The 22234-nt window shown below is 69.9% G+C and carries 19 protein-coding genes; 8 read left to right on the top strand and 11 right to left on the bottom strand.

Features of this window, described 5'->3' with window-relative positions:
* Positions 1-16: 16 nt before the first annotated feature.
* Complete coding sequence (locus AC07DC_RS19405; protein ID WP_478915652.1) at positions 17-472, bottom strand: Lrp/AsnC family transcriptional regulator; 456 nt, start codon at positions 470-472, stop codon at positions 17-19.
* A gap of 254 nt (positions 473-726) precedes the next feature.
* A complete protein-coding gene (locus tag AC07DC_RS19400) occupies positions 727-1389 on the bottom strand; it encodes a UbiX family flavin prenyltransferase (RefSeq protein WP_478915971.1) in 663 nt (220 codons plus the stop codon).
* Positions 1390-1672: 283 nt separating this feature from the next.
* Here AC07DC_RS19400 and AC07DC_RS19395 point away from each other — a divergent pair, with 283 nt between their 5' ends.
* Entirely contained in the window at positions 1673-2209 is a 537-nt protein-coding gene (locus tag AC07DC_RS19395; protein WP_478915970.1) for a rhomboid family intramembrane serine protease, read from the top strand.
* Positions 2210-2341: 132 nt separating this feature from the next.
* Positions 2342-3511, top strand: a complete 1170-nt coding sequence (locus tag AC07DC_RS19390; protein ID WP_478915651.1) for a hypothetical protein — start codon at positions 2342-2344, stop codon at positions 3509-3511.
* A 56-nt stretch (positions 3512-3567) separates the two neighbouring features.
* Here AC07DC_RS19390 and mqnP read toward each other — a convergent pair whose 3' ends face one another.
* Positions 3568-4491, bottom strand: coding sequence for a menaquinone biosynthesis prenyltransferase MqnP (mqnP, locus tag AC07DC_RS19385; protein ID WP_478915650.1), 924 nt, complete (start codon positions 4489-4491; stop codon positions 3568-3570).
* The gene (locus AC07DC_RS19380; RefSeq protein WP_478915649.1) at positions 4488-5948 is read right to left on the bottom strand and encodes a menaquinone biosynthesis decarboxylase; all 1461 of its coding nucleotides are present in this window, start codon (positions 5946-5948) and stop codon (positions 4488-4490) included. The genes mqnP and AC07DC_RS19380 overlap by 4 nt, the downstream gene beginning before the upstream one ends.
* 88 nt (positions 5949-6036) lie before the next feature.
* Here AC07DC_RS19380 and AC07DC_RS19375 point away from each other — a divergent pair, with 88 nt between their 5' ends.
* Positions 6037-6441: a PLD nuclease N-terminal domain-containing protein gene (locus tag AC07DC_RS19375; protein WP_478915648.1), complete on the top strand. Its 405-nt coding sequence runs from the start codon at positions 6037-6039 to the stop codon at positions 6439-6441.
* Positions 6442-6524: 83 nt separating this feature from the next.
* On the opposite strand, the gene ccsB is transcribed toward AC07DC_RS19375, so the two are convergent.
* The 7 genes from ccsB to hemL form a co-directional block, all read right to left on the bottom strand.
* Positions 6525-7598: a c-type cytochrome biogenesis protein CcsB gene (ccsB, locus tag AC07DC_RS19370; protein ID WP_478915647.1), complete on the bottom strand. Its 1074-nt coding sequence runs from the start codon at positions 7596-7598 to the stop codon at positions 6525-6527.
* On the bottom strand, positions 7595-9481 hold the full coding sequence (resB, locus tag AC07DC_RS19365; RefSeq protein ID WP_478915646.1) for a cytochrome c biogenesis protein ResB: 1887 nt from the start codon (positions 9479-9481) through the stop codon (positions 7595-7597). The genes ccsB and resB overlap by 4 nt, the downstream gene beginning before the upstream one ends.
* A 3-nt stretch (positions 9482-9484) precedes the next feature.
* Complete coding sequence (locus AC07DC_RS19360; RefSeq protein WP_478915645.1) at positions 9485-10222, bottom strand: cytochrome c biogenesis CcdA family protein; 738 nt, start codon at positions 10220-10222, stop codon at positions 9485-9487.
* A gap of 1 nt (position 10223) precedes the next feature.
* A complete protein-coding gene (locus AC07DC_RS19355) occupies positions 10224-10835 on the bottom strand; it encodes a TlpA family protein disulfide reductase (RefSeq protein WP_478915644.1) in 612 nt (203 codons plus the stop codon).
* Positions 10836-10955: 120 nt separating this feature from the next.
* Positions 10956-12233: a polysaccharide deacetylase family protein gene (locus tag AC07DC_RS19350; RefSeq protein ID WP_478915969.1), complete on the bottom strand. Its 1278-nt coding sequence runs from the start codon at positions 12231-12233 to the stop codon at positions 10956-10958.
* Positions 12234-12497: 264 nt separating this feature from the next.
* Complete coding sequence (locus AC07DC_RS19345) at positions 12498-13181, bottom strand: histidine phosphatase family protein (RefSeq protein ID WP_478915643.1); 684 nt, start codon at positions 13179-13181, stop codon at positions 12498-12500.
* Between the two features lie 26 nt (positions 13182-13207).
* Positions 13208-14515 (bottom strand): glutamate-1-semialdehyde 2,1-aminomutase, encoded by a 1308-nt coding sequence (gene hemL, locus AC07DC_RS19340; RefSeq protein WP_478915642.1) that lies wholly within the window; start codon positions 14513-14515, stop codon positions 13208-13210.
* Positions 14516-14621: 106 nt separating this feature from the next.
* On the opposite strand from hemL, the gene AC07DC_RS19335 reads away from it, so the two are divergent.
* From AC07DC_RS19335 to AC07DC_RS19315, 5 genes are all read left to right on the top strand, one after another.
* Entirely contained in the window at positions 14622-15191 is a 570-nt protein-coding gene (locus AC07DC_RS19335; RefSeq protein WP_187144975.1) for a hypothetical protein, read from the top strand.
* 392 nt (positions 15192-15583) lie between these two features.
* The gene (locus AC07DC_RS19330) at positions 15584-16459 is read left to right on the top strand and encodes a polysaccharide deacetylase family protein (RefSeq protein ID WP_478915641.1); all 876 of its coding nucleotides are present in this window, start codon (positions 15584-15586) and stop codon (positions 16457-16459) included.
* A 122-nt stretch (positions 16460-16581) separates the two neighbouring features.
* Complete coding sequence (locus AC07DC_RS19325) at positions 16582-21294, top strand: DUF6531 domain-containing protein (protein ID WP_478915640.1); 4713 nt, start codon at positions 16582-16584, stop codon at positions 21292-21294.
* A complete protein-coding gene (locus AC07DC_RS19320) occupies positions 21260-21763 on the top strand; it encodes an Imm50 family immunity protein (protein WP_478915639.1) in 504 nt (167 codons plus the stop codon). Before AC07DC_RS19325 ends, AC07DC_RS19320 begins: the two co-directional genes overlap by 35 nt.
* On the top strand, positions 21750-22157 hold the full coding sequence (locus AC07DC_RS19315) for an Imm50 family immunity protein (protein WP_478915638.1): 408 nt from the start codon (positions 21750-21752) through the stop codon (positions 22155-22157). Before AC07DC_RS19320 ends, AC07DC_RS19315 begins: the two co-directional genes overlap by 14 nt.
* Positions 22158-22234: the final 77 nt, after the last annotated feature.

Here is a 22234-nt window from a genome sequence, read left to right as displayed (position 1 = left end):
GGGCCCCCGTTCCCGCCTATGCCTCGTCGGGCAGGGCCCCGACCCGGTTCTCCCACTTCGTGGAGAGCACGATCGTGGTCCGGGTACGGGCCACGCCCTTCGTGCCGGACAGCCGGCGGATCGTCCGCTCCAGGCCGTCCACATCGCCGACCCGGACCTTGAGCATGTACGAGTCGTCGCCGGCGATGAACCAGCAGTCCTCGATCTCGTCCAGGTCGCGCAGCCGGTGTGCCACGTCCTCGTGGTCGGCCGCGTCGCTGAGTTGCAGTCCGACCAGGGCGGTCACGCCGAGGCCGAGCGCCACGGGCGCGACGGTGGCCCGGTAACCGGTGATCACCCCGGCCTGCTCCAGCCGGTTGATCCGGTCGGTGACGCTGGGCCCGGAGAGCCCCACCAGCCGGCCCAGCTCCGCGTACGAGGCCCGCCCGTTCTCGCGCAGCGCCTGGATGAGCTGCCTGTCCACCGCGTCCATATGCCTGGACCCTCCCGTTCATGCATCGATTGCGCCGTGCGAACAAGAATCTAAGGCATCCGCGACCCTGCGGCCTGCGCATCAGCTGGGAAGCCCGCGCACAGCGGCTGTGAATCCGCTGTGGATCAGCCGCTGAGGGTCCGCCGGGCTCCGCCGAACGGCCGGGAAACACCACCCGCACAGGTGTCACAGGAGCCACAGATGACAGCTGGTCCGCTGCTTCCGGCCATGCCGCCACCCGCCTGCCACGGCGGTCAGCCGGAGCCGGCCGCGCCGAGTTCGCCTTCCCATCTGCGGTACAGCTGGTGCGGCACTCCCGCCGCGTCCAGCGCCCGCCCGGCCACGAAGTCCACCAGGTCCTGGATGTGCCGGGCGCCCGCGTAGAAACCGGGTGACGCGGGCAGTACGACCGCGCCCGCCTCGTCGAGCGCCACCAGGTGCTTGAGGGTCTGGCCGTTCAACGGTGTCTCGCGGACCGCGACCACCAGGGGCCTGCGCTCCTTGAGCGTGACGCTCGCCGCCCGCTGCAGCAGGTCCTTCGACAGTCCGAGCGCGACCCCCGCCACACAGGCGGTACTGGCCGGCACGATCAGCATCCCCTTGACCGGGTACGAACCGGAGGACGGTCCGGCCGCGAGATCCCCGGCGGACCAGAACCGCACGTCCGCCAGGTCAGCCGGCTCCAGTTCGAACTGCCCGTCCTTGCCGTCGGCGCCGAGGGCCAGCCAGGTGAGCAGGTCCTCGCGCCAGTGCGCGTCCCGGAACGCGTGCCCCGTCTCGTCGAGCAGTGTCAGCCGGGCGGCCCGGCTGACCACCAGGTCCACCGCCTCGCCCGCCCTCAGCAGCCCCCGGAGCACTGCGGAGGCATAGGGCGTCCCGGATGCTCCGGAGACCCCCACGATCCAGGGCTTGCGCATGCTCGTGTCCACCTGGCGAGCCTATCCGGCGCCCGGGGACGGCCGGCGGCGGGAGAGGGCTCCAGGACCGCGGCGGGAGAGGGCTGCGCGGCTGCGGCGTGAGAGGCCTCTCGCCGGGAACCACCCCGCATGTCGGCGGCGTTGTCTACGGTAGGGACACACGGATCTGAGGGGGGCCTCGGTGGGTCACAGCTACGAACCGATCGCGGACCGTTCCGCGCAGGCGAGTGTCGGTCTGGCTCCGCTGCGCGGCGGAGTGAGGGTCACGGCCGCGGCCGCACTGATGCTGGCGTGGGTGGGGCTGCTGTGGCTGCTCGAAGCCATCGACGTGGCGACGAACCACTCGCTCGACACCTTCGGCATCGTGCCGCGCGAGACCGGCGAGCTGCGCGACATCATCCCGGCCGCCTTCATGCACTTCGGCTTCGCCCATGTCGCGGCCAACAGCCTGCCGCTGCTCGTGCTGGGGTTCATCGCCGCGCTGCGCGGAATCCGCCGCTTCCTCAGCGTCTCCTTCGTCATCATCCTGGCCAGCGGCCTCGGCGTCTGGCTCGTCGCACCTGCCCACACCAACACGGCGGGCGCCTCCGGAGTCGTCTTCGGTCTCTTCGGCTATCTGCTGGTGCGCGGATTCGTCGACCGGCGGCTGCTGGACATAGCCGTAGGCCTGGGTGTCGCGGTGCTCTACGGCTCGATCCTGTGGGGCGTACTCCCCACCGCCCAGGGCGTCTCCTGGCAGGGGCACCTCTTCGGGCTCCTCGGCGGCGTCGCCTCCGCCTTCTTCTTCCGCGCGCGCACGCCCGACGGATTGATGCGATGACGGATTGCCAGAAGGGTGGACTGACGGGCTGACAGGCCCGCCGGAAATCCCGTTCGGGCCGAGCGGCATCCACAGCTAATCTTCAGGTCTCAAGATCTCACCCGGCGTCGAAGGCCACCGGCCGAAGGCCGCTTGTTCTACGGGAGTCACCACATCACCACCGCACACAAGGGCCTGGCCGCCATCGGCTGCGTCGCCCTCATAGCCAGCGCCTCCGCCGCCTGCGGCACCGTCCAGCAGGTCGGCGCGGCGGTGAAGGTCAAGAACGCCGTGGACAAGCTCGGCGAGCAGAAGGCCGTCACCGCGACTGTCGCCTTCGACGCCACCGCGGACCAGATCTGGACCGCGATGAAGGGCTCGGACGGCTTCACCAAGGACAACGCGAAGATGCTCGCGGGTCTGCACGCCCGTCTCGGGCTCAGCTCGGACAAGCCGCTCAAGGACACCACGGCGACCAAGGACGCGAAGGACGCCGGCAGCGACACGTCCTCGATCTCCTTCCAGCTGTCCTCGGACGCCGAGGGCAAGCAGAACCTGATCGAGGTCCGGTCCATCGGCAAGAAGCTCTACCTCCGGGCCGACATCAAGGCGCTGGTCGCGCTCGACGGCGCCGCCAAGGGGGGCGGCCGCCCGCCGCTCGACCAGTTCCTCCCCGAGGCCGACGAGCTGCCGGCCTCGCTCGGTGTCGTGAAGGACGCGCTGGCCGGCAAGTGGATCTCGATCGACCCGGCGGCGTTCACCGATTTCGGCAAGACCCTCGGCGGTGACAAGGGCCTGGGCAAGTCGCCGCTGCCGGTGCCGGGCGTTCCGTCCTTCGACGCCAAGACCCAGCAGCAGCTGATCGACGCCGTCAAGAGCGCGGTCGCGCAGAACGCGAAGTTCACCGACAAGGGCAGCAGCAACGGCGCGGACCACGTCACGATGTCGGTCCCGGCGGGTCAGGCGGCGAAGGATCTCGCCAAGGGCTTCGCCCCGCTGGAGAAGCAGATCCCGGGCTTCAAGGCGCCGGACGTCAGCAAGGTCCCGGCCAAGGACCTCACCGTGGACCTGTCGATCAAGGACGGCATGCTCTCCGGGATCAGCCTGGACGTCGCCCAGTTCGACGACAAGCCCCAGGGAAAGCTCCCGCTGACCATCGGCCTCCAGGGCGGCAGCGACCCGGTCACGGCCCCGGCCGGCGCGAAGGCGCTCAACCCGCAGGACCTCATGGGCCTGTTCATGTTCGGTGCCATGAACATGAAGGACCTTGATCTGAAGGGCCTGGACATGAAGGACCTGGACCTGAAGGACCTCGGCGCGTAACGCCCGACAGGCGCCGCCCGGCCTCGGTATCCGCTCCCGGATACCGAGGCCGCGGATCAGATACCGAGGCCGCGGACCGCGAGGTCGAGCAGCGCGCACAGGAACAGCGCGATGCCGATGAACCCGTTCACCTGGAAGAACGCCCGGTTGAGCCGGCTCAGGTCATGCGGCCGCACGATCGAGTGCTCGTACAGGAACGCACCCGCGACGATCGTCAGACCCACCCACCAGAACGCGCCCGCGCCGGTGGCGACCCCGTACCAGGCCAGCAGGACCGTCGTGACGGCATGGCAGCCGCGCGCGCCGTACAGGGCGGCGGCGACGCCGAAGCGGGCCGGCACGGACTTGATGCCGTCCGCGCGGTCGGCCGCGACATCCTGCGAACCGAAGATCAGGTCGAAGCCGCCGATCCACACACCCACGGCCAGCCCGAGGATCACCGCGTCCCACGACCACTCACCGGTGACCGCGAGCCACGCGCCGACCGGGCCCATCGCCTGCGCGAGGCCGAGGATCGCGTGCGGGAAGTTCGTGAACCGCTTGCCGTACGGATAGACCACCATCGGGATGACGGCGATCGGCGCCAGCGCCAGGCACAGCGGGTTGAGCAGCGCCGCCGCGCCCAGGAAGAGGACCACGGCCACCAGCGCGCCGGTCCACGCGGAGCGCACCGACACCGCACCGGTGACCAGTTCACGCTGGGCGGTCCGCGGATTGCGGGCGTCGATCTCGCGGTCGATGATCCGGTTGCACGCCATCGCGAAGGTCCGCAGACCCACCATCGCCACGGTGATGAGGAGCAGCCGCCACCAGTGGACGGAGCCGTCCAGGGCGAACATCGCGCTGAGCGCGGCGATGTAGGCGAAGGGCAGCGCGAAGACCGAGTGCTCGATCATGACGAGCCGCAGGAACGCCCTGATCCTGCCGGGCGGCGCGGGCTCCGGCGCGAAGAGGTCCGGGGTTGCGGAATCCGTGGTCACGAGAGGCCGTACTCCTTCCAGCGCCGGTCGACCTTCGCGGCCGTCTCCGGATCGGAGACCACCATCTCCGGCCAGCCGCCGTCGCGCGTGTACCCCTCCTCGGGGAGCTTGCGGGTCGCGTCGATGCCCGCCTTGCCACCCCAGAACTGCTGGTAGGAGGCGTGATCGAGGTGGTCGACCGGCCCTTCGACAACGGTCAGGTCGCGGGCGTAGTCGGTGTTGCCGAGCGCGCGCCAGGCGACCTCGTGCAGGTCGTGCACATCGCAGTCGGCGTCCACGATGATGATCAGCTTCGTCAGCGACATCATGTGCGCGCCCCAGATCGCGTGCATCGTCTTCTGGGCGTGCTTCGGGTACTTCTTGTCGATCGAGACGATCGCGCAGTTGTGGAAGCCGCCCGCCTCCGGCAGGTGGTAGTCCACGATGTCCGGCACGATGATCTTCAGCAGCGGCAGGAAGAACCGCTCGGTGGCCCGGCCCAGCGGGCCGTCCTCCGTCGGCGGCCGGCCCACCACGATCGACTGCAGCAGCGGGCGCTTGCGCATCGTCACACAGTCGATGGTCAGCGCCGGGAACGGCTCCTGCGGGGTGTAGAAGCCCGTGTGGTCGCCGAACGGGCCCTCGGGAAGCGTCTTCCCGGGCTCCAGCCAGCCCTCCAGCACCACCTCGGCATTGGCCGGGACCTGGAGAGGGACGGTCTTGCAGTCCACCATCTCCACCCGCTTGCCCTGCACGAAGCCCGCGAAGAGGTACTCGTCGATGTCGCCGGGCAGCGGCGCGGTCGAGGCGTACGTCACGGCGGGCGGGCAGCCGAAGGCGATGGCGACCGGCAGCCGCTCGCCGCGCCGCTCGGCCACCTTGTAGTGGTTGCGGCTGTCCTTGTGGATCTGCCAGTGCATCCCGATGGTGTTCCGGTCGTGCCGCTGCAACCGGTACAGCCCCAGGTTGCGCACCCCGGACTCCGGGTCCTTGGTGTGCGTCAGCCCGAGGTTGAAGAACGAGCCGCCGTCCTCCGGCCAGGTGAACAGCGCGGGCAGCGCGTCCAGGTCGACGTCATCGCCGCGCAGCACGACCTCCTGCACGGGCGCGTCGCCGGACTTCACCTTCTTCGGCGGCACGTGCGTCATCCCGGCGAGCTTGCCGAACGCCTCGCGCATGCCGGTGAAGCCGTGCGGCAGTTCCGGCTTCAGCAGCCCGGCGATCTTGTCGCTGATGTCGCTGTACGCCTGCAGCCCGAGCGACTTCAGCATCCGCCGGTCGGTCCCGAACACGTTCATCGCGAGCGGCATCGACGACCCGCGCACGTTCTCGAAGAGCAGCGCGGGACCGCCCGCCTTGTTGACGCGGTCGGTGATCTCGCCGACCTCCAGATACGGGTCGACCTCGGCCTTGATCCGCTTGAGGTCGCCGTCCTTCTCCAGGGCCCTCAGGAAGGATCGAAGATCGTCGTAAGCCATGCCGTCCAGTATCCGCCACGCACTACCCTGTACCCGTCACCGGGCCCCTGTCGCGGCCCGTCTTCCGGCTCAGGGGGGCTCTTCCACCATGATCAGGTATCTGCCGTTCCTTCTGGTGCTCGCGCTGTGGATCTACGCGTTCATCGACTGCCTGAACACTCCGGAGGAGGAGGTCCGCGGACTGCCGAAGGTGGTGTGGGTGATCATCATCCTGCTCTTCGGCGAGGTCCTCGTCGGACCCATCGCCTGGCTCGTCGCGGGCCGCAACCGCCGGCCGGCTCCGGCGGGCGGCAGCACGCCCTCGCAGTGGCACCGCTCCCGGCAGGAGTGGGTCGCGCCGGACGACAATCCCGACTTCCTCAAGGGGCTGAAAGAGGAGAACAAGAAGGACGAGGCGGTCCTCAAGGACTGGGAGGCCGACCTCCGGCGCCGTGAGGAGGAACTGCGCCGCCGCGAGTCCGGCCGGGACGACGTACCGCCGTCCGGCAGCTGAAACGCCCGGCGGCCGCCCCCGGGGGGGAGCGGCCGCCAAGGCTCAGGCTCGGACTCGGACTCCGGCTCGGATCAGACTCGGGATCAGACTCCGGCGTAGGAGTGCTTGCCGGTGATGAAGATGTTCACGCCGTAGTAGTTGAAGATGAAGCACGCGAAGGCGACGAGAGCCAGCGCGGCGGCCTTGCGGCCCTTCCAGCCGGCGGTCGCGCGGGCGTGCAGGTAGCAGGCGTACGCGACCCAGGTGATGAACGACCAGGTCTCCTTGGGGTCCCAGCCCCAGTACCGGCCCCAGGCGGCCTGCGCCCAGATCGAGCCCGCGATGACGGTGAACGTGTAGAGCGGGAAGACCAGCGCGTTCATCCGGTAGGCGAACTTGTCGAGCGTCGCCGCGGACGGCAGCCGGTCCATGATGTTGGCCCAGGTGGGGTTCACCCTGCGGCCGGCGGTCAGCGCGGCTTCGTAGTAGTCGCGGAAGAGGAACAGGAACGTGCCGACCGCCGCGAGGTAGAAGACCGCGCCGGAGATGATCGCGCACGAGACGTGGATCCACAGCCAGTACGAGTGCAGCGCCGGGACCAGCTGGTCGCTGTCGGTGTAGAGCACCGCGACGGCCAGGCCGAGGTCCAGCAGCACCGAGGTCACGAGGAAGAGCCCGATCCAGCGGACCCGCTTCTTCAGCGCCAGCAGGGCCAGGTACATGCCGACCGCGACCATGCCGAAGGTCGTCGAGAACTCGTACATGTTGCCCCACGGCACGCGCTGCACGGAGGCGGCGCGGCACGCGACGGCGGCCAGGTGGAACACGAACGCGAGCACGGTCAGCGAGACCGCGATCCGGCCGTACTTGTCGCCGTCCGCGTCGGTACCGGCGGCGCCGGGGCCGTCCGGGATGCCGCGGTCGCTCGTCGTGGAGCGGGTGACGACCTTGGGACGCTCCAGGGTGGCGGTGCCGCCGCCGCGCTGGACGACCTCGATCGCGGGAGCCGCCGCGGGTGCGGTGAGCGCCGCCGCCGTGATGGCGACCCGGCTGCGGCTGCCGAACACCCACTCGGCCATATGCGCGAGGAAGGCGAGCGTGTAGACCGTCATGGCCGAGTAGATCAGGTAGTTGCTGTAGTTCGCGAAGTTCTCATTGACCGCGGCCGCGATAGTCACGCGCGCGCTCCTTCGTCTGGCAGGAGAGGTTCTTCCGAGGGGTCTGTGGCGGTGCCGTCACCGGGGCCGCTGGGGTCCGTTAGCTGGGGCGCGTCCGGCAGGAGCTTGTAGGCGAGGTCACCGATCTCGTCGGCGATCTTCGCGGACTCGCTGCGGCCGAGTCCGGCCAGCTCCACGACGGTCACCCCGTCCGCGCCCGCCGTAGCGCGGATCCACACCCGGCGGCGCTGGATGAACAGCGAGCCGGCCAGGCCCAGGATCGCGGCGACCGCACTGCCGAGCGCCCAGCCGTTGCCGACCTGGTGGGAGACCTGGAAGCTGGCCCAGGTCTTGACGCCGTCGAAGGTGATGGAGCCGCCGCCGTCCGGCAGTTGCAGTGACTCCCCGACGGCCAGCACCTGGCGGAGCGGCTGGCCGTCGGCGGCCTTGTACTGCTTCATCTTCTTGTCGTTGAGCTGGTACACGTTCTGCGGCAGGCCGCTGTCCATGCCCAGGTCGCCGTGGTAGGCGGTCAGGATCAGCGCGGGGCGGTCGAGCGCGGGGAAGACCGAGTGCGGTCCCTGGATGTTGTCGATCACCATCGTCGGCGCGAAGATCCCGCTGAACGCCAGCTGGTCCTTGCCGCCCGCCTTGTTCCGGTAGTTGTCGGTGACCTTGACGACGCCGCGCGAGGTGAGGCTGCCGTCACTCGGCAGGAACGGCGTCGGCCCCTGGTAGACGACCGTGCCGCGGGCGTCCTTCACCGTGACGACCGGCGCGTAGCCGTGCCCGATCAGGTAGACCGTCTCGCCGTCGATCTCCAGCGGCTTGTTGACCTCGATCGAGGACTTGACCGGCTTGCCGTCCGCGCCCTTCCAGTAGTGGATGTTGGCGCGGAACGTCCGCGGGGTGCCCTTCTGCGGGCCGGTCCGCGCGTACGTGGCCTCGAAGCTGTCGAGCGAGAAGCCGAAGGGGTCCAGGTCGTCGGCGGTGTAGAACGTGCCGGGCTTGAAGTCGTCGTACTGCGTGAGGTTGTTGGAGAAGCCGCCGCCCTCGACGATCAGCTTGCCGCCCTCGCCCTTCCACAGCGATCCGACCGCGAAGGAGATCAGCAGCCCGAAGAGCGCCAGGTGGAACATCAGGTTGCCGGCCTCGCGCAGGAAGCCCTTCTCGGAGGCGACCGCGCCGCCGACCCGGTGGGTACGGAACCGGCGCCCGCGCATCAGCTTCTGCGCGGCGTCCAGCACCTCGTCCGCACCCGCCGCGGTGCGCCAGGTCGCGTACGCCGGCAGCCGGGTCAGGTTGCGCGGCGCGGCCGGCGGCCGGGAGCGCAGCTGGCCGACAAACTGCCAGCTGCGCGGCAGGATGCAGCCGGCCAGCGAGATGAACAGCAGGATGTAGATCGCCGAGAACCAGGGCGAGCTGTAGACGTGGAACAGCCCGAGCGTCTCGTAGATCGGTGTGGCGTTGGGGTGCACGTCCTTCCACGCCTGCGCCTTGACCTCGTCGACGCTGGTCTGCGGGACCAGCGAGCCGGGGATCGCGGCCATGGAGAGCAGGAAGAGCAGGATCAGCGCGATCCGCATCGACGTGAGCTGCCGCCACATCCAGCGCACCCAGCCGGCGCACTCGCGCAGCGTCCAGCCGACCGTGCCGCGCCAGCCGGGCCTGCGCACACCGCCGAAGGAGCCGGGCACCACCTGGCCGAGCTCCTCGACCGGCGCCGTCGACAGCTGCGCGCCCGCGGAACCGAGATCGCCGTCGGCGCCGCTGCCGGTCTCGCGCGCGTCGGTCGCACGGTCCTCGGCGACACGATCGGCGGCGACACGCTCGGCTGCGGCGCGTTCCGTGTCGGCGCGTTCCTCGGCGTCGCGGGCGGCCTTCGGCCCGGATTCCGTACTCATGAATCAGACCCCAGGGGTGAAGTTGGCGGACCAGCTCTGCATGGAGAAGACCATGTCGTCCCACACGCCGGTGAGCAGCAGCAGGCCGACCGCGACGAGCATGCCGCCGCCGATCCGCATGACCCACACATAGTGGCGCTTGACCCAGCCGAACGCGCCCAGTACGCGGCGGAACGCCACCGCGGCGACGATGAACGGCAGGCCGAGGCCCACGCAGTAGAAGACGGTGAGCAGCGCCCCGCGCCCCGCGCTCGCCTCGTTGAACGCCAGCGCCTGGACGGCGCCCAGCGTCGGGCCGACGCACGGCGCCCAGCCGACGCCGAAGAGCACGCCGAGCAGGGGCGCGCCGACCAGCCCCATCGTGGGCTTGCGGTGGAAGCGGAAGTCACGCTGCGTCAGGCCGCCCAGTATCCCCATGAACGCGAGGCCCATGAGGATCGTGGCGACGCCGAGGACCTGGGAAATGATCTCCTTGTGCTCCTGCAGCCGCAGCCCGAAGTAGCCGAAGAGCGCCCCGCCGGAGACGAAGACCGCGGTGAAGCCGAGGACGAACAGCGAGGCGCCGGCGACCATCCGACCGCGCCTGGCCTCCGCGAGGTCCGCGCCGGAGGTGCCGGTCACGTAGGAGAGGTAGCCGGGCACCAGCGGAAGGACGCACGGCGAGAAGAACGAGACCAGGCCGCCGAGCATCGCGATCGGGATCGCGAGGAGCAGCGCCCCGGAGGAGACCGTTTCGGTCACGTCACTTCTCCGCGACGATCGGGTCCAGCGCCTGGCGCAGGCTGTCCTCGCCGACGGCCTTGAGGATCCGCACGGCGATCTTGCCGTCCCGGTCGATGATCAGGGTGTTCGGAATGCCCTGCGGGTTGAGGCTGCCCTTGGGGAACTTCAGCATGAGCTTCCCGTTCGGGTCGTAGAAGCTCGGGTACGGGACGTCGAACTGCGTCTCGAACCCGTTCGCGTTGACCTTCGCGGACTCGCGCGTGTTGATCCCGAGGAACTCGACGCCCTCGGCCTTGGTGGCGTTGGCCACCTTGACCAGGTGCGGAGCCTCGGCCCGGCAGGGGTCGCACCAGGAGCCCCAGACGTTGAGGACGACCACCTTGCCCTTGTAGTCGGCGAGGTTCAGCGGCTTGCCGTCGACCGACTCCCCGGAGATGGCGGGGGCGGCGAGCCGGTCGGCCTTGGCCACCCTGGAGATCTCACCCGAGCCGCCGACGAAGTTGGTGCCGCTGCCGCCGGAGGCCGTGCCGCTGCCGGAGCAGGCCGAGAGCGCCAGCGCCGACACGGCGACCCCGGCCAGTGCCACGGCACTGCGGAGCGGGCGGCGTCGGAGAGCGCGCGTAGGACTCATGTGAAAAGTTTCGCATGCGTCGTCCGGCGATCTTTCGCGCCCCCGACACCGACGCCAAAAGCGGCAATTGCCCCAAGTAAGGATCAGGTAGCGGAAGCGGTCGCCCTCGACCGGGCCGGCCTACAGGGCGGACGTCGTCGTCGCGGTGGCCGGGGAACCGGGCGCGTCCGCCGCCAGGTACGACGCCCAGCCGCCCGTCGGCTTCTGGCCGACGTCCAGCCGGCGCAGCTTCCCCAGCACCTTCGGGTCCTGCGCGTCGAGCCAGTCCACGTACTGCCGGAAGGAGACCAGCCGGACGTCCTTCTTCTCCTGGCCCGCGATGTGCTTGAACGCCTCCTCGACGGCGTTCATGTAGATCCCGCCGTTCCACTTCTCGAAGTGGTTGCCGACGTAGAAGGGCGCGCGGTTGGTCTCGTAGGCCCGCTGGAAGCCCGCGATGTACGAGGCGGTGGCCTGCCGCTGCCAGCCCGGGTAGTTGCTCGGGTCGCTCTGCGTGGCGTTCTTCGACTGGTTCGCGAGCATGTTGTAGTCCATTGAGAGGACCTCGAAGGAGTGGCCGGGGAACGGGATGAGCTGCAGCGGCAGGTCCCAGAGCCCGCCACGCTTGACGGGCCACACCTGCCGCCCGCCCGGCGAGCTCGCGTCGTAGCGCCAACCGAGCTTGCGGGCGGTCGGCAGCAGGTTGTCCTGGCCGAGCAGGCACGGCGTGCGGGCGCCGATGAGTTCCTTGTCGTAGTCGAACGGCAGCGGGGCCTCGTCCTTGAGCCCGGTGTTGGTCTTCCAGTTCTTGACGAACGACTTGGCCTGGTCGATCTCGCTCTGCCACTGGGTGGGCGTCCAGTTCCCGACCGTGCCGTGGCCCGAGCAGAAGTGCCCGTTGAAGTGCGTGCCGATCTCGTGGCCCTCGCTCCAGGCCTCACGGATGTTGTCCAGCGTCATCTTGACGTGCTCGTCGGTGAGGTAGCCGATGTCCGACGCGCCCAGGTTGTTGTTGGGCGGGTCGTAGAGCCGCTTCTTCGACTCCGGCAGCAGGTACAGCCCGGACAGGAAGAACGTCATCGACGCGCCGTGGTCCTTGGCGAGCTTGCGGAAGCGCGGGAACAGGCCGTTACCGACCTCGCCCGCGCCGTCCCACGAGAAGATCACGAATTGGGGCGGCGTCTGCCCCGGCTCCAGGCGCTCCGCCTTCGGCTGGCCCGGCTGGGGTCCGGTGTTGGCGGTGGAGCCGTCCCCGATCAGCTGAACCGTTTTCTCGGGCTCCTTCTGGCCGGTGGCCGTCCCCGGCTTGGTCGCGCCACCGGTGTTGCCACCGTCGCCCCCGGAGGAGCATCCGGCAGCCGCACCGGCCGCGACGCCGGCGGTGGCGGTGAGCAGACTCCTGCGGGTCATGGCGCGCATGTACATCCCCATTTCTCGGGCCTCATGGATGGCGATGACGAAAAAAGTGGTCACCATCCAGGACGGCTGTCACAGCCGTACGGTTACCGAAAAGTCAGAAAAATCCCGCCCGTTAACTCAATTGGCGCACGCAAGGACCCCAAGGAGCACCGGATTGACCCATTGGACCGACCCTTCCGGTCAATCCAACAGGCCGACCCGGCGGATGACCAGACCCTCGACCGAGGGAGCGTCATCGGCCGGACCCGACGTTGACGACGCGACCTAGGCTCCGAAGCCCTTCGATCCGCCCTTCACGGGCTTCGCGCCCGCCAGCAGATGCGAGGGCACCAGATCGCGGGCCGGTTCCGCGTACCCGACCGACACGATCTTGTCGCCCTGGTACGTGAAACTCGTCACACTGGCGAGAGTGCACTGCCGCTTGCGCGGGTCGTGCCACAGCCGGCGCCGTTCGACGAAGCTGCGGGTGATCCAGATCGGCAACTGGTGGCTGACGCAGACCGCCTCGTGCCCGCGCGCCGCGTCCCGGGCCGCGCCGAGCGCCGCCATCATCCGCACGACCTGGTCGACGTACGGCTCGCCCCAGCTCGGCTTGAACGGGTTGGTGAGGTGCTTCCAGTTCGACGGGTTCTTCAACGCCCCGTCGCCGACCCCGAAGGTCTTTCCCTGGAAGACGTTCTCCGCCTCGATCAGCCGCGGGTCCGACACGATCTCCAGCCCGTGCGGCGCCGCGATCGGCACCGCCGTCTCCTGCGCCCGCTCCAGCGGGGACGACACCACATGGGTGATGTCGCGGCCCGCCAGGTGCTCGCCGACCCGGTCGGCCATCTTCCGGCCCAGCTCGGACAGGTGGTAGCCGGGCAGCCGCCCGTAGAGCACGCCGGACGGGTTCTCCACCTCGCCGTGCCGCATCAGGTGGACAACGGTGATCTCTGTGTCGTCAGTCATGCCGCTCATCATTCCGTCGTCCCGGTTCATTCCGTCGCCTCGGCCGCGGCGCGCGCCGCGGCGGGCAGCGCCGCGGCGATGCGCTCGATCGCCGCGTCGTCGTGCGCCGCCGACACGAACCAGGACTCGAAGGCCGACGGCGGCAGGTAGACGCCCTGCGCCAGCATCGAGTGGAAGAACCCGGTGAAGCGGAATGCCTGCTGCCGCTTCGCCTCGTCGTAGTTGGTCACCTGCTCGTCGGTGAAGAACACCGAGAACATGTTCCCGGCCTTCTGCAGCCGGTGCGCGACGCCCTCCTTGGTGAGCGCCTCGCTGACCAGCGACGACACCCGCTCGGACACCGCGTCCACCGTCGCGTACACCGCGTCGTCGCAGAGCCGCAGCTGCGCCAGGCCGGCCGCCGTGGCCACCGGGTTACCCGACAGGGTGCCCGCCTGGTAGACCGGGCCGGCCGGTGCGAGGTGGCCCATGACGTCCGCGCGGCCACCGAACGCGGCGGCCGGGAAGCCGCCGCCCATGACCTTGCCGAAGGTCATCAGGTCCGGCTCGACACCGTCGAGCCCGTACCAGCCGGCCTTCGAGACGCGGAAGCCCGTCATCACCTCGTCGGAGATGTACAGCGCGCCGTTCTCCGCGCACAGGCTCTTCAGCCCGGCGTTGAAGCCCGCCGCCGGCGGCACCACGCCCATGTTGCCGGGCGACGCCTCGGTGATCACACAGGCGATCTCGCCCGGGTGCGCGGCGAACGCCGCTCGCACGGCCTCAAGATCGTTGTACGGCAGCACGATCGTGTCGCCGGCCTGCGCGCCCGTCACCCCGGGCGTGTCCGGCAACCCGAACGTGGCGACCCCGGAACCGGCCGAGGCCAGCAGCGCGTCCACATGACCGTGGTAGCAACCGGCGAACTTCACCACCTTGGCGCGGCCCGTGAAGCCGCGCGCCAGGCGGATCGCGGACATCGTCGCCTCGGTCCCGGACGACACCAGGCGCACCTGCTCCACCGGGCCGATCCGCGCCACGATCTCCTCGCCCAGCAGCACCTCCCCCTCACCGGGCGTGCCGAAGGACGTACCGCGCGTCACCGCCTCCTGGACGGCGCCGATCACCTCCGGATGTGCGTGGCCGAGGATCATCGGACCCCACGAGCACACGAGGTCGACATACTCCCTGCCGTCGGCGTCCGTCAGGTACGGACCCTTCCCGGACACCATGAACCGGGGCGTACCGCCCACGGCGCGGAAGGCGCGGACCGGGGAGTTCACACCTCCGGGCGTCACGGCGGCAGCTCGGTCGAACAGAACCTGCGAAACTGGGGCTTCGTACGGATAGCTCACAGGCACATGCTCTCAAACGCCGGGCGTTGCGAGCGAAGGTCTCGACCCGGCATCTGAGACGATGATCGGGTTGCGCGGTTGGGTCTGTGAATGGTCGGGTAGTGAAATGCAGCGCGGTGGCGAACTGGGCGAGGGAACGGGCGACCACGAGCCCCAACACGCCCGGCCTACCGGCAGGCGTCGTCGGTCCGCCGATCGCGATCGCAGAGCAGCCGCGGAGAGTGGGAGCAGGGGTGGCCGAGTGGGGGTGACCTACAAGTACTTCGGGGCACCCGATGGCGCCACAGCCGCCCGGGTCCCGATCTCCATGCGCCCCGAGGAGCTCGGCGGCGATGAGCTCGGCAACGGCATGTACACCAAGGTCAAGCCGGAGACCATGGCCGCCATGGTGCTCACCGGCATCGAGGGCATACCCCCGGCCAAGGTCCCGCCGCTGGAACTCGTCGTCCTCCACCCCGACTACGCCGTCGTCAAGCTCCCCATGAGCGTGGTGGAACCCCTCCGCAAGGCCGGCGAAGAAGAACTCGGCGCCGCCGCCTTCATCTGGTCCACCGTCCCGGACCGCCGCGGCCCCCGAGATGCCTTCGTCATCTACCAGATGCTCCATGAATGGCAGGGTTTCGCCTCTCGCTGCCACGAGGCCGGCCACCAGCTGTACTGCCTGGTCTGGCCCTGACCCTCCCGCTTCACCCGGTGTCGCCAAGAGGCCCGAAGGGGCACCTTCGCGGTGAATATGCCCGCCCGGGCGGGTTCCGCGCAGGCCGCCGTCGGCGGCGGAAGCGCTGGTCGAAGGCGAGATGCCGGGAGAGCTCCGCGTTCCGGTCGGGCGCCGAACCGGGTCGGGCTGCCCGCTTTGCGCAGAGCTTCCCCAATGTGCAGATGCGTGTTCGTGCCACTGCAGGTTTCCGCCCACCAGGTCACAAGTAGGGCGTAATCGGCGACATCGTTGCCGATCTGCCGTCTCGGTATCGGTCCTGTGCGCCCGGGATGGGCCACCCCGGCGAACGACGGACCACGTGGCTCGCGCCGCCCCGCTCGCGGCGCCGGGCGCTCCTACGCTGCCGCGATATGAACCAGCGCACCGCTCCCCCGAGCTTTCAGCCGCCCCGGATCATCGGTCGAGTGCTGACCACGATCGCCGCCATGGCGGCGATCGTCGCGTCGGCCGCCGTCCCCGCAACCGGGCTGGCTCCCTCCGAGCGGCCCGACCCGCCCGGCATCGTGGCAGCCGTCGCGGCGGCCGCTGCGCCCGCGGCCGTATGCCCGTCGGCCGCGACCGCGACGACCGCGCTGCCGGCGAACGTCCTCGGTCAGGCGATCCGCACGATGCCCACCCAGCGCCAGGTGGTCGCGCTGACGTTCAACGCGGCCTGGGACGAGACGGGGCTGGACACGGTCCTGAAGGTGCTGAGCGACTACAAGGCGCCGGCCACGTTCTTCCTGACCGGGCAGTTCGCCGAACAGCACCCGGCCGCGGCCCGGTCGATGGTGGCGGCCGGGCACGGCGTCGCCAGCCACAGCTACAGCCACCCGCACTTCGGCGATCTGACGTGCCAGGGGCGGGAGCGCGAGGTGCAACTCGCCGACCAGGCCCTTCGCAAGGCGATCGGGACGGCGCCGCTGCCGTTCTTCCGGTTCCCCTACGGCGAGACCACCTCGCAGCAGGTCGCCGAGGTCAACGCGGAGGGCTTCGCGGACATCGAGTGGGCCGCCGACACCAACGGCTACCTCGGGACCGCGGGCGGGATGACCGTGCAGAAGGCCGTCACCCGCGCGTTGGACGCCCTGACACCGGGCGAGATCGTCCAGATGCACGTCGGCGACCCCAACGGCCGCAGCACCATCCTCGACGCCCAGGCCCTCCCGCTGATCATCGACGCCGTCCGCGCCCGCGGCTACGAGATCGTCGATCTGCGCACCCTCCTCACCCCGCCCGCCGCGTAACACCCCGCAACCGGCCGGAGCCCGACGGCGTCCCTACCTGCTGTGAACACTGAGGCCCTCCGTGACGCAAGTGACCGAAGTGAAAGAATCACGGGGAGTCGGCAACGCACGGGGGGCACGGAATGACGAATCGTCCGACGGATTGGCACGTCCTGGATCTGGACCGCGATCCGGTTCCGGGCGATCCGTACGAGGTGAAGGAACTCGCCCGCAAGCTGGGCGATTTCGCCGACGACGTGTCCTCCGCACTGCGCTCGGTGCGCGGGCTGAGCGGCAACAACGCGGTGCAGGACTGGGCGGGTCTGTCGGGTGACGCCTACCGGGAGCAGTTCGGTGATCTGCCGGGCGAGCTGGAGAAGTTGGAGAAGTCCTACCGGCTGGCCTCGGGGGCGTTGGGCACGTACTGGCCGAAGTTGGAGACGGCGCAGTCGGACGCGGACCGGGCGCTGGCCCAGGGCCGCACCGCCCGGCAGGACCTGGATGCCGCCAAGACGACCCAGACGAACGCGAACGACTGGGTGAAGCGGGCCGGGGACAAGTCCAAGGAGTACCAGGCCGACCCCAAGCCCGGCGCGGAGCCGCCGTCCGCCGAGGAGGTCCGGACCGCGACCCGTAACGCGTTGGACGCCTCGAACGCGCAGAGGTCCGCGAACACCGCCGTCCACGACGCGCAGCAGCGCTTGGACGCGGCCAAGGAACTGGCCGCGCAGGCAGCTCACCTGCGGGACACCGCCGCGAGCACCGCCGAACACGCCCTGCACGAAGCGTCGGACGCGGGGATCAAGAACAAGCACTGGTGGGAGAAGGCGGTCGACTGGGTCGCCGACCACTGGGACGAGATCGTCGCGGTCTGCAAGGTCATCGTCGCCGTCCTCGGCATCCTGGTGATGATCATCGGCGGGCCGCTGGCCTGGATCGTGCTGGCCGCCGCCCTCGTCGTCCTCGCCGACACCCTCGTCAAATACGCCCAGGGCAAAGCGTCGTTGTGGGACGTGCTGTTCGCCGCGATGGACTGCATACCCGGCTTCAAGGGCCTGACCACCGCCGGCGGCCTGCTCAAGATGGCCAAGAGCCTGCCCGCGCTCCTCAAGAGCGGCAAGGCGCTGGAGAACCTCGCCAACGGCGTCCGCAAGGGCGCGGGTGCGATACGGCAGGCCGGGAAGGACCTCAAGGACGGCTTCGCCTCGCTGCGCAAGGGCGCGGCGGACGAGGCCAAGGCGGGCCGGCAGGCCGACGGCAAGTGCCTGAACGGTGACCCGATCGACATGATCACCGGTGAGATGCTCCGGCAGGAGCGGGACGTCGAGCTGCCGGGCCTGCTGCCGCTCAGCCTCAAGCGGACCCACCTGTCCAGCTACCGGTCCGGCGGTTGGTTCGGGCCCAGTTGGGCCTCGACGATCGACCAGCGGCTGGAAGCGGACGGCACGGGCATCACGTTCGCCGCCGAGGACGGCATGATCCTGGTCTACCCCGTCCCCGGGCCCGGTGTCGCCGTGCTCCCCACCCAGGGACCGCGCTGGCCGCTGGAGTGGGACGGCACACCCGGATCCGCCATCCGCATCACCGATCCGGTGGCCGGCCACACGCGCCACTTCGCCCCCGTCGCGACCCCCGCCCCCGAAGCCCGCTTCACCCTGCCACTGCGCGCCATATCCGACCGCAACGGCCATCGCATCGAGTTCGACCGCGCCGACGACGGCACCCCCACCGCGATCCGCCACTCCGGCGGCTACCACCTGACCATCGACACCAGTCAGGGCCGCATCACCGCGCTGCGCCCCGCGAACCCGGTCGGCCCGCACGGCGGGATGGACCAGGACGCCGACGGGAGCGGCACGGAACAGGGGCCCGCCGCGTCGGATCCGCCGCTGCGCAGCTTCCGGTACAGCACGGCGGGCGACCTCACCGAGGTCGTCAACGCATCCGGCCGTTCCCTGCACCTGGAGTACGACTCCGGTCACCGCATCACCCGGTGGATCGACCGCAACGACAGCTGGTACCGCTTCGAGTACGACGAGGCCGACCGCTGCGTCCGCGGTGAGGGAGCGGACGGCTTCCTCGACTGCACGATCGCCTACGATCCCGAGGCTCGTGCCACCTCCTACACGGACTCCCTCGGCCGGACCACCGTCTACCGCTACAACGAACGTCTCCAGCTCACGTCGAGGACCGATCCGCTCGGCCGCGCCACGCACAGCGAATGGGACGCGCACAACCGCCTGCTGGCCAGTACCGACCCGCTCGGCCGCACCAACCGGCGCACGTACGACGAGATCGGCAATCTGACCTCGGTCGTCCGCGCCGACGGGACCTCCGTCTCGTTCCGCTACAACGAGCTGAACCGCCCGGTCGCGAGCCTCTACCCCGGCGGTGCCCGCTGGGAGCACACCTGGGACGACCGCGGGAATCTGCTGACGACCACCGATCCGCAGGGCGGCGTCCAGCGCTACGACTACGACGCGCGCGGCCATCTGACGGCGGTGACCGATCCGGCGGGCAACACCCGGTACAGCAGGGCCGACGCGACGGGCCTGGTCGTGGAGCTGGCGGATCCGGCCGGTGCCGTCACGCGCTTCACCCGTGACTTCTGCGGCCGGGTGATCGAGGTGGCCGAGACCACGGGGACCACCGCGGGCAACCGGACCGCCGGGGCCACCGGAGAGGCCGTCACCCGGATCGGCTGGACCGCCGACGGGAAGCCGTCCTGGCGCACCTTCCCCGACGGTGCCGACGAGAGCTGGACGTACGACGAGGAGGGGCAGCTGATCGAGCACCGTGACGCCTCGGGCGGCATCACGCGCTTCGACTCCACCCACTTCGCGCTGCGTTCGGCCCGCACCGCCCCGGACGGCACCACCCTGCGGTTCGCCTACGACACCGAGCTCCGGCTGCTCTCCGTCGCGAACGCGGAGGGTCTGACGTGGGACTACGAGTACGACCCGGCGGGCCGGCTCGTCCGTGAGAACGACTTCAACGGCCGCACGCTCAGCTACCGCCACGACGAGGCGGGGCAGCTGGTCGAGCGCACCAACGGTTCCGGCCAGACCATCCGCTTCACCAGGGACGTCATGGGCCGCGTCGTGGGCCGGGAGCACGGCGGCTCCGTCACGTCCTTCGCCTACGACGCCGCCGGGCGGGTCCTGCGGGCCGTAAACGCCGACGCCGACGTCACGATGGAGCGGGACGCGGCAGGCCGGCTGCTCGCCGAGTCCTGCAACGGCCGGACGCTGGCGAACACGTACGACGCGCTGGGCCGCCGCACCGGCCGCCGGACGCCGTCCGGCCTGGACAGCAGCTGGAGCTGGCGGCCCGACGGCCGGCCCACCGCGCTGAGCACCGCCGGGCGCACGCTCGACTTCACCTACGACGCCGAAGGCCATGAGGTCGAACGCCGGCTGGGCGGCTCCGCCACCCTCGTCCAGAGCTGGGACGGCAATCGCCGGCTGGCGGAGCAGACGGTCACGACCGGCGTTGCGGGGATCGGCGGCTCCGACGTCCACGACCCGGCCCAGGTGCTCCAGCGCCGGGTCTACAGCTACCGGGCCGACGGCTACGTCACCGCGGTGGAGGATCTCCACTCGGGCGACAGCCGGTACGAGCTGGACGCGGTCGGCCGGGTGACGGCCGTACGGTCCGACAGCTGGACGGAGAGCTACGCGTACGACAGTTCGGGCAACGTCACCCACGCCGGGCTCGACGACACCGCCACCCCGGACAGCTCGGGAGAACGCGCCGTCACCGGCACCCTGATCCGGCGCGCCGGCCGCACCCACTACGCCTACGACGACCAGGGACGCGTCGTCCGCCGCCGGGTCAAGCTGCTGTCCGGCGGCGGCCGCGACTGGCACTACACCTGGTCGGCCGACGACCGGCTCACCGATGTCGTCACACCCGACGGCAGCCACTGGCACTACCTGTACGACGCGCTCGGCCGCCGGATCGCCAAGCAGCGGCTCGGGGCGGACGGCACCGTCCTGGAGCAGACCGACTTCTGCTGGGACGGCAGCCGGCTGGCCGAACGGACGCAGGACGGCCGGACGACGACCTGGGACTGGGCCCCGGGCTCCCACCGGGTCCTCTCGCAGACGGAGCGCTCGCTGCCGGCGGATGCCGCGGACGCTCCCCAGTCGGACATCGACGCGCGCTTCTACGCCATCGTCACCGATGTGGTCGGTACGCCCACCGAGCTCGTCGACCCCGACGGCTCCATCGCCTGGCGGCACCGCACGACCCTGTGGGGTGCGCCGGTCTCCGACTCCGGTGCCGCGGCGGACTGCCCGCTGCGCTTTCCGGGGCAGTACCACGACGACGAGACGGGGTTGCACTACAACCTCTTCCGGTACTACTCCCCCGAGACCGCCGCCTATCTGAGCCCCGACCCGCTGGGTCTGGCCCCCGCCCCGAACCACCACGCCTACATCAGCAATCCGCTGACCTGGATCGACCCGCTCGGCCTCCAGTGCGGCGATCCGGTGCCCAGCTATGCCGAGGTGAAGGCCAAGGCATTGCGGGATGCGGGAGTTCCCGAGGGTCAGGAACCCTGGGAAGTGCGGGAATGGGTACCCTCGACGGGCCCGGAATGGCAGGGCAGTCCGCAACTGTTCGACGCGGAACACAACGCGATCTACTTCAGGGAAGAGGACCACCTCACCGAATCCGGTGACCTGATCACATTCCAGGACCACCACACCGGTCACCGGGAGCCGGGCGATCCCGGCCGCCAGGAGCCGCACGTACACGTCAGGCCCGCCGACGAACCACGGAACGGGCAGCTTCCCGGATGTGAGGAGCATTACTACTATGACCCGAGCCTGGGAAAGCCTCCTGGTGAATAGGCCGGCGCTGGAGGCGTTCTACGCTCCGGTCCCCCCGCTGGAATCCATCGCGGTGCGTTCGGTGCACCTGAACCGGCGGGGGCCGACGCTGACGCTGCGCTTCGATCTGCCGGAGTTTGCGCACACCCCGCTGCCCGAGTGGGTGGCCGCCGGATGCGACACCTTCCAGTGCCAGCTGCGGTTCCTCGCCGTGGCGGATGTCGTCATGCACGGCTGGCGCCCTCCGGTGACCGCGAACGTGGTGATCGAGGAGCGGGAGAATCGGCGGATCCGGGTCGGGCTGCGCGGCGACGGCGCGGAGTTGGCGTTCACCAGCAGCGATTCCCTCACGGTGGGGCACCTGAGCGCGTTCCGCCGGTCCGACGACGGAGTGGACGCGGCGAAGCAGCATTTCGTCGGCAGGACCGACCAGTTCCGCTGGACCACCGTCCCCGACGTCTGGGAGAAGACTTTCTATGAGCGCGTCTGACTGGCCCGAGCTCCTCACCGATCCCGGTCCCGTCACGGATCTCTTCGCGTCGGCCCCGGATCTGGCGGACTGCGGCCTGTTCTATCTCCACATCGACGAACGGGATGCCGGCGTCACGCTCGGGTTCGAACTGGACCGGCTGCCCGACCGGCCGCTGCCCGAATGGACGGAGAAAGGGCTCAACGCATTCGAGATGTTCCTGTCGTTCACGGGCGTTTCCGAGCTGGAGATCGACGGGTGGACCTTCGCGCCCAAGGACGTCGTCTCGCTGGAACGGAACCCGGACGGCGGAATGCGGGTGAACATCTCCGGGCCCGGGGAATCCGTGACGTTCGGCGCCCGTGCGGCCGCGCTGGTGAAAGCGAAGGCATATCTGGCCTCACGCAGCGAGTAACGTCCATCGGAATGCATTGACGACGTTCGGGTGCGTCTGGCAGGACATGGGCCGGACCAGTCGCTACCGTTCCGAAA

The organism is Streptomyces sp. NPDC045021 (genome assembly GCF_056432645.1).
Note: the sequence above shows the minus strand (reverse complement) of the source record. Positions and strands in the feature narration are given on the sequence as shown.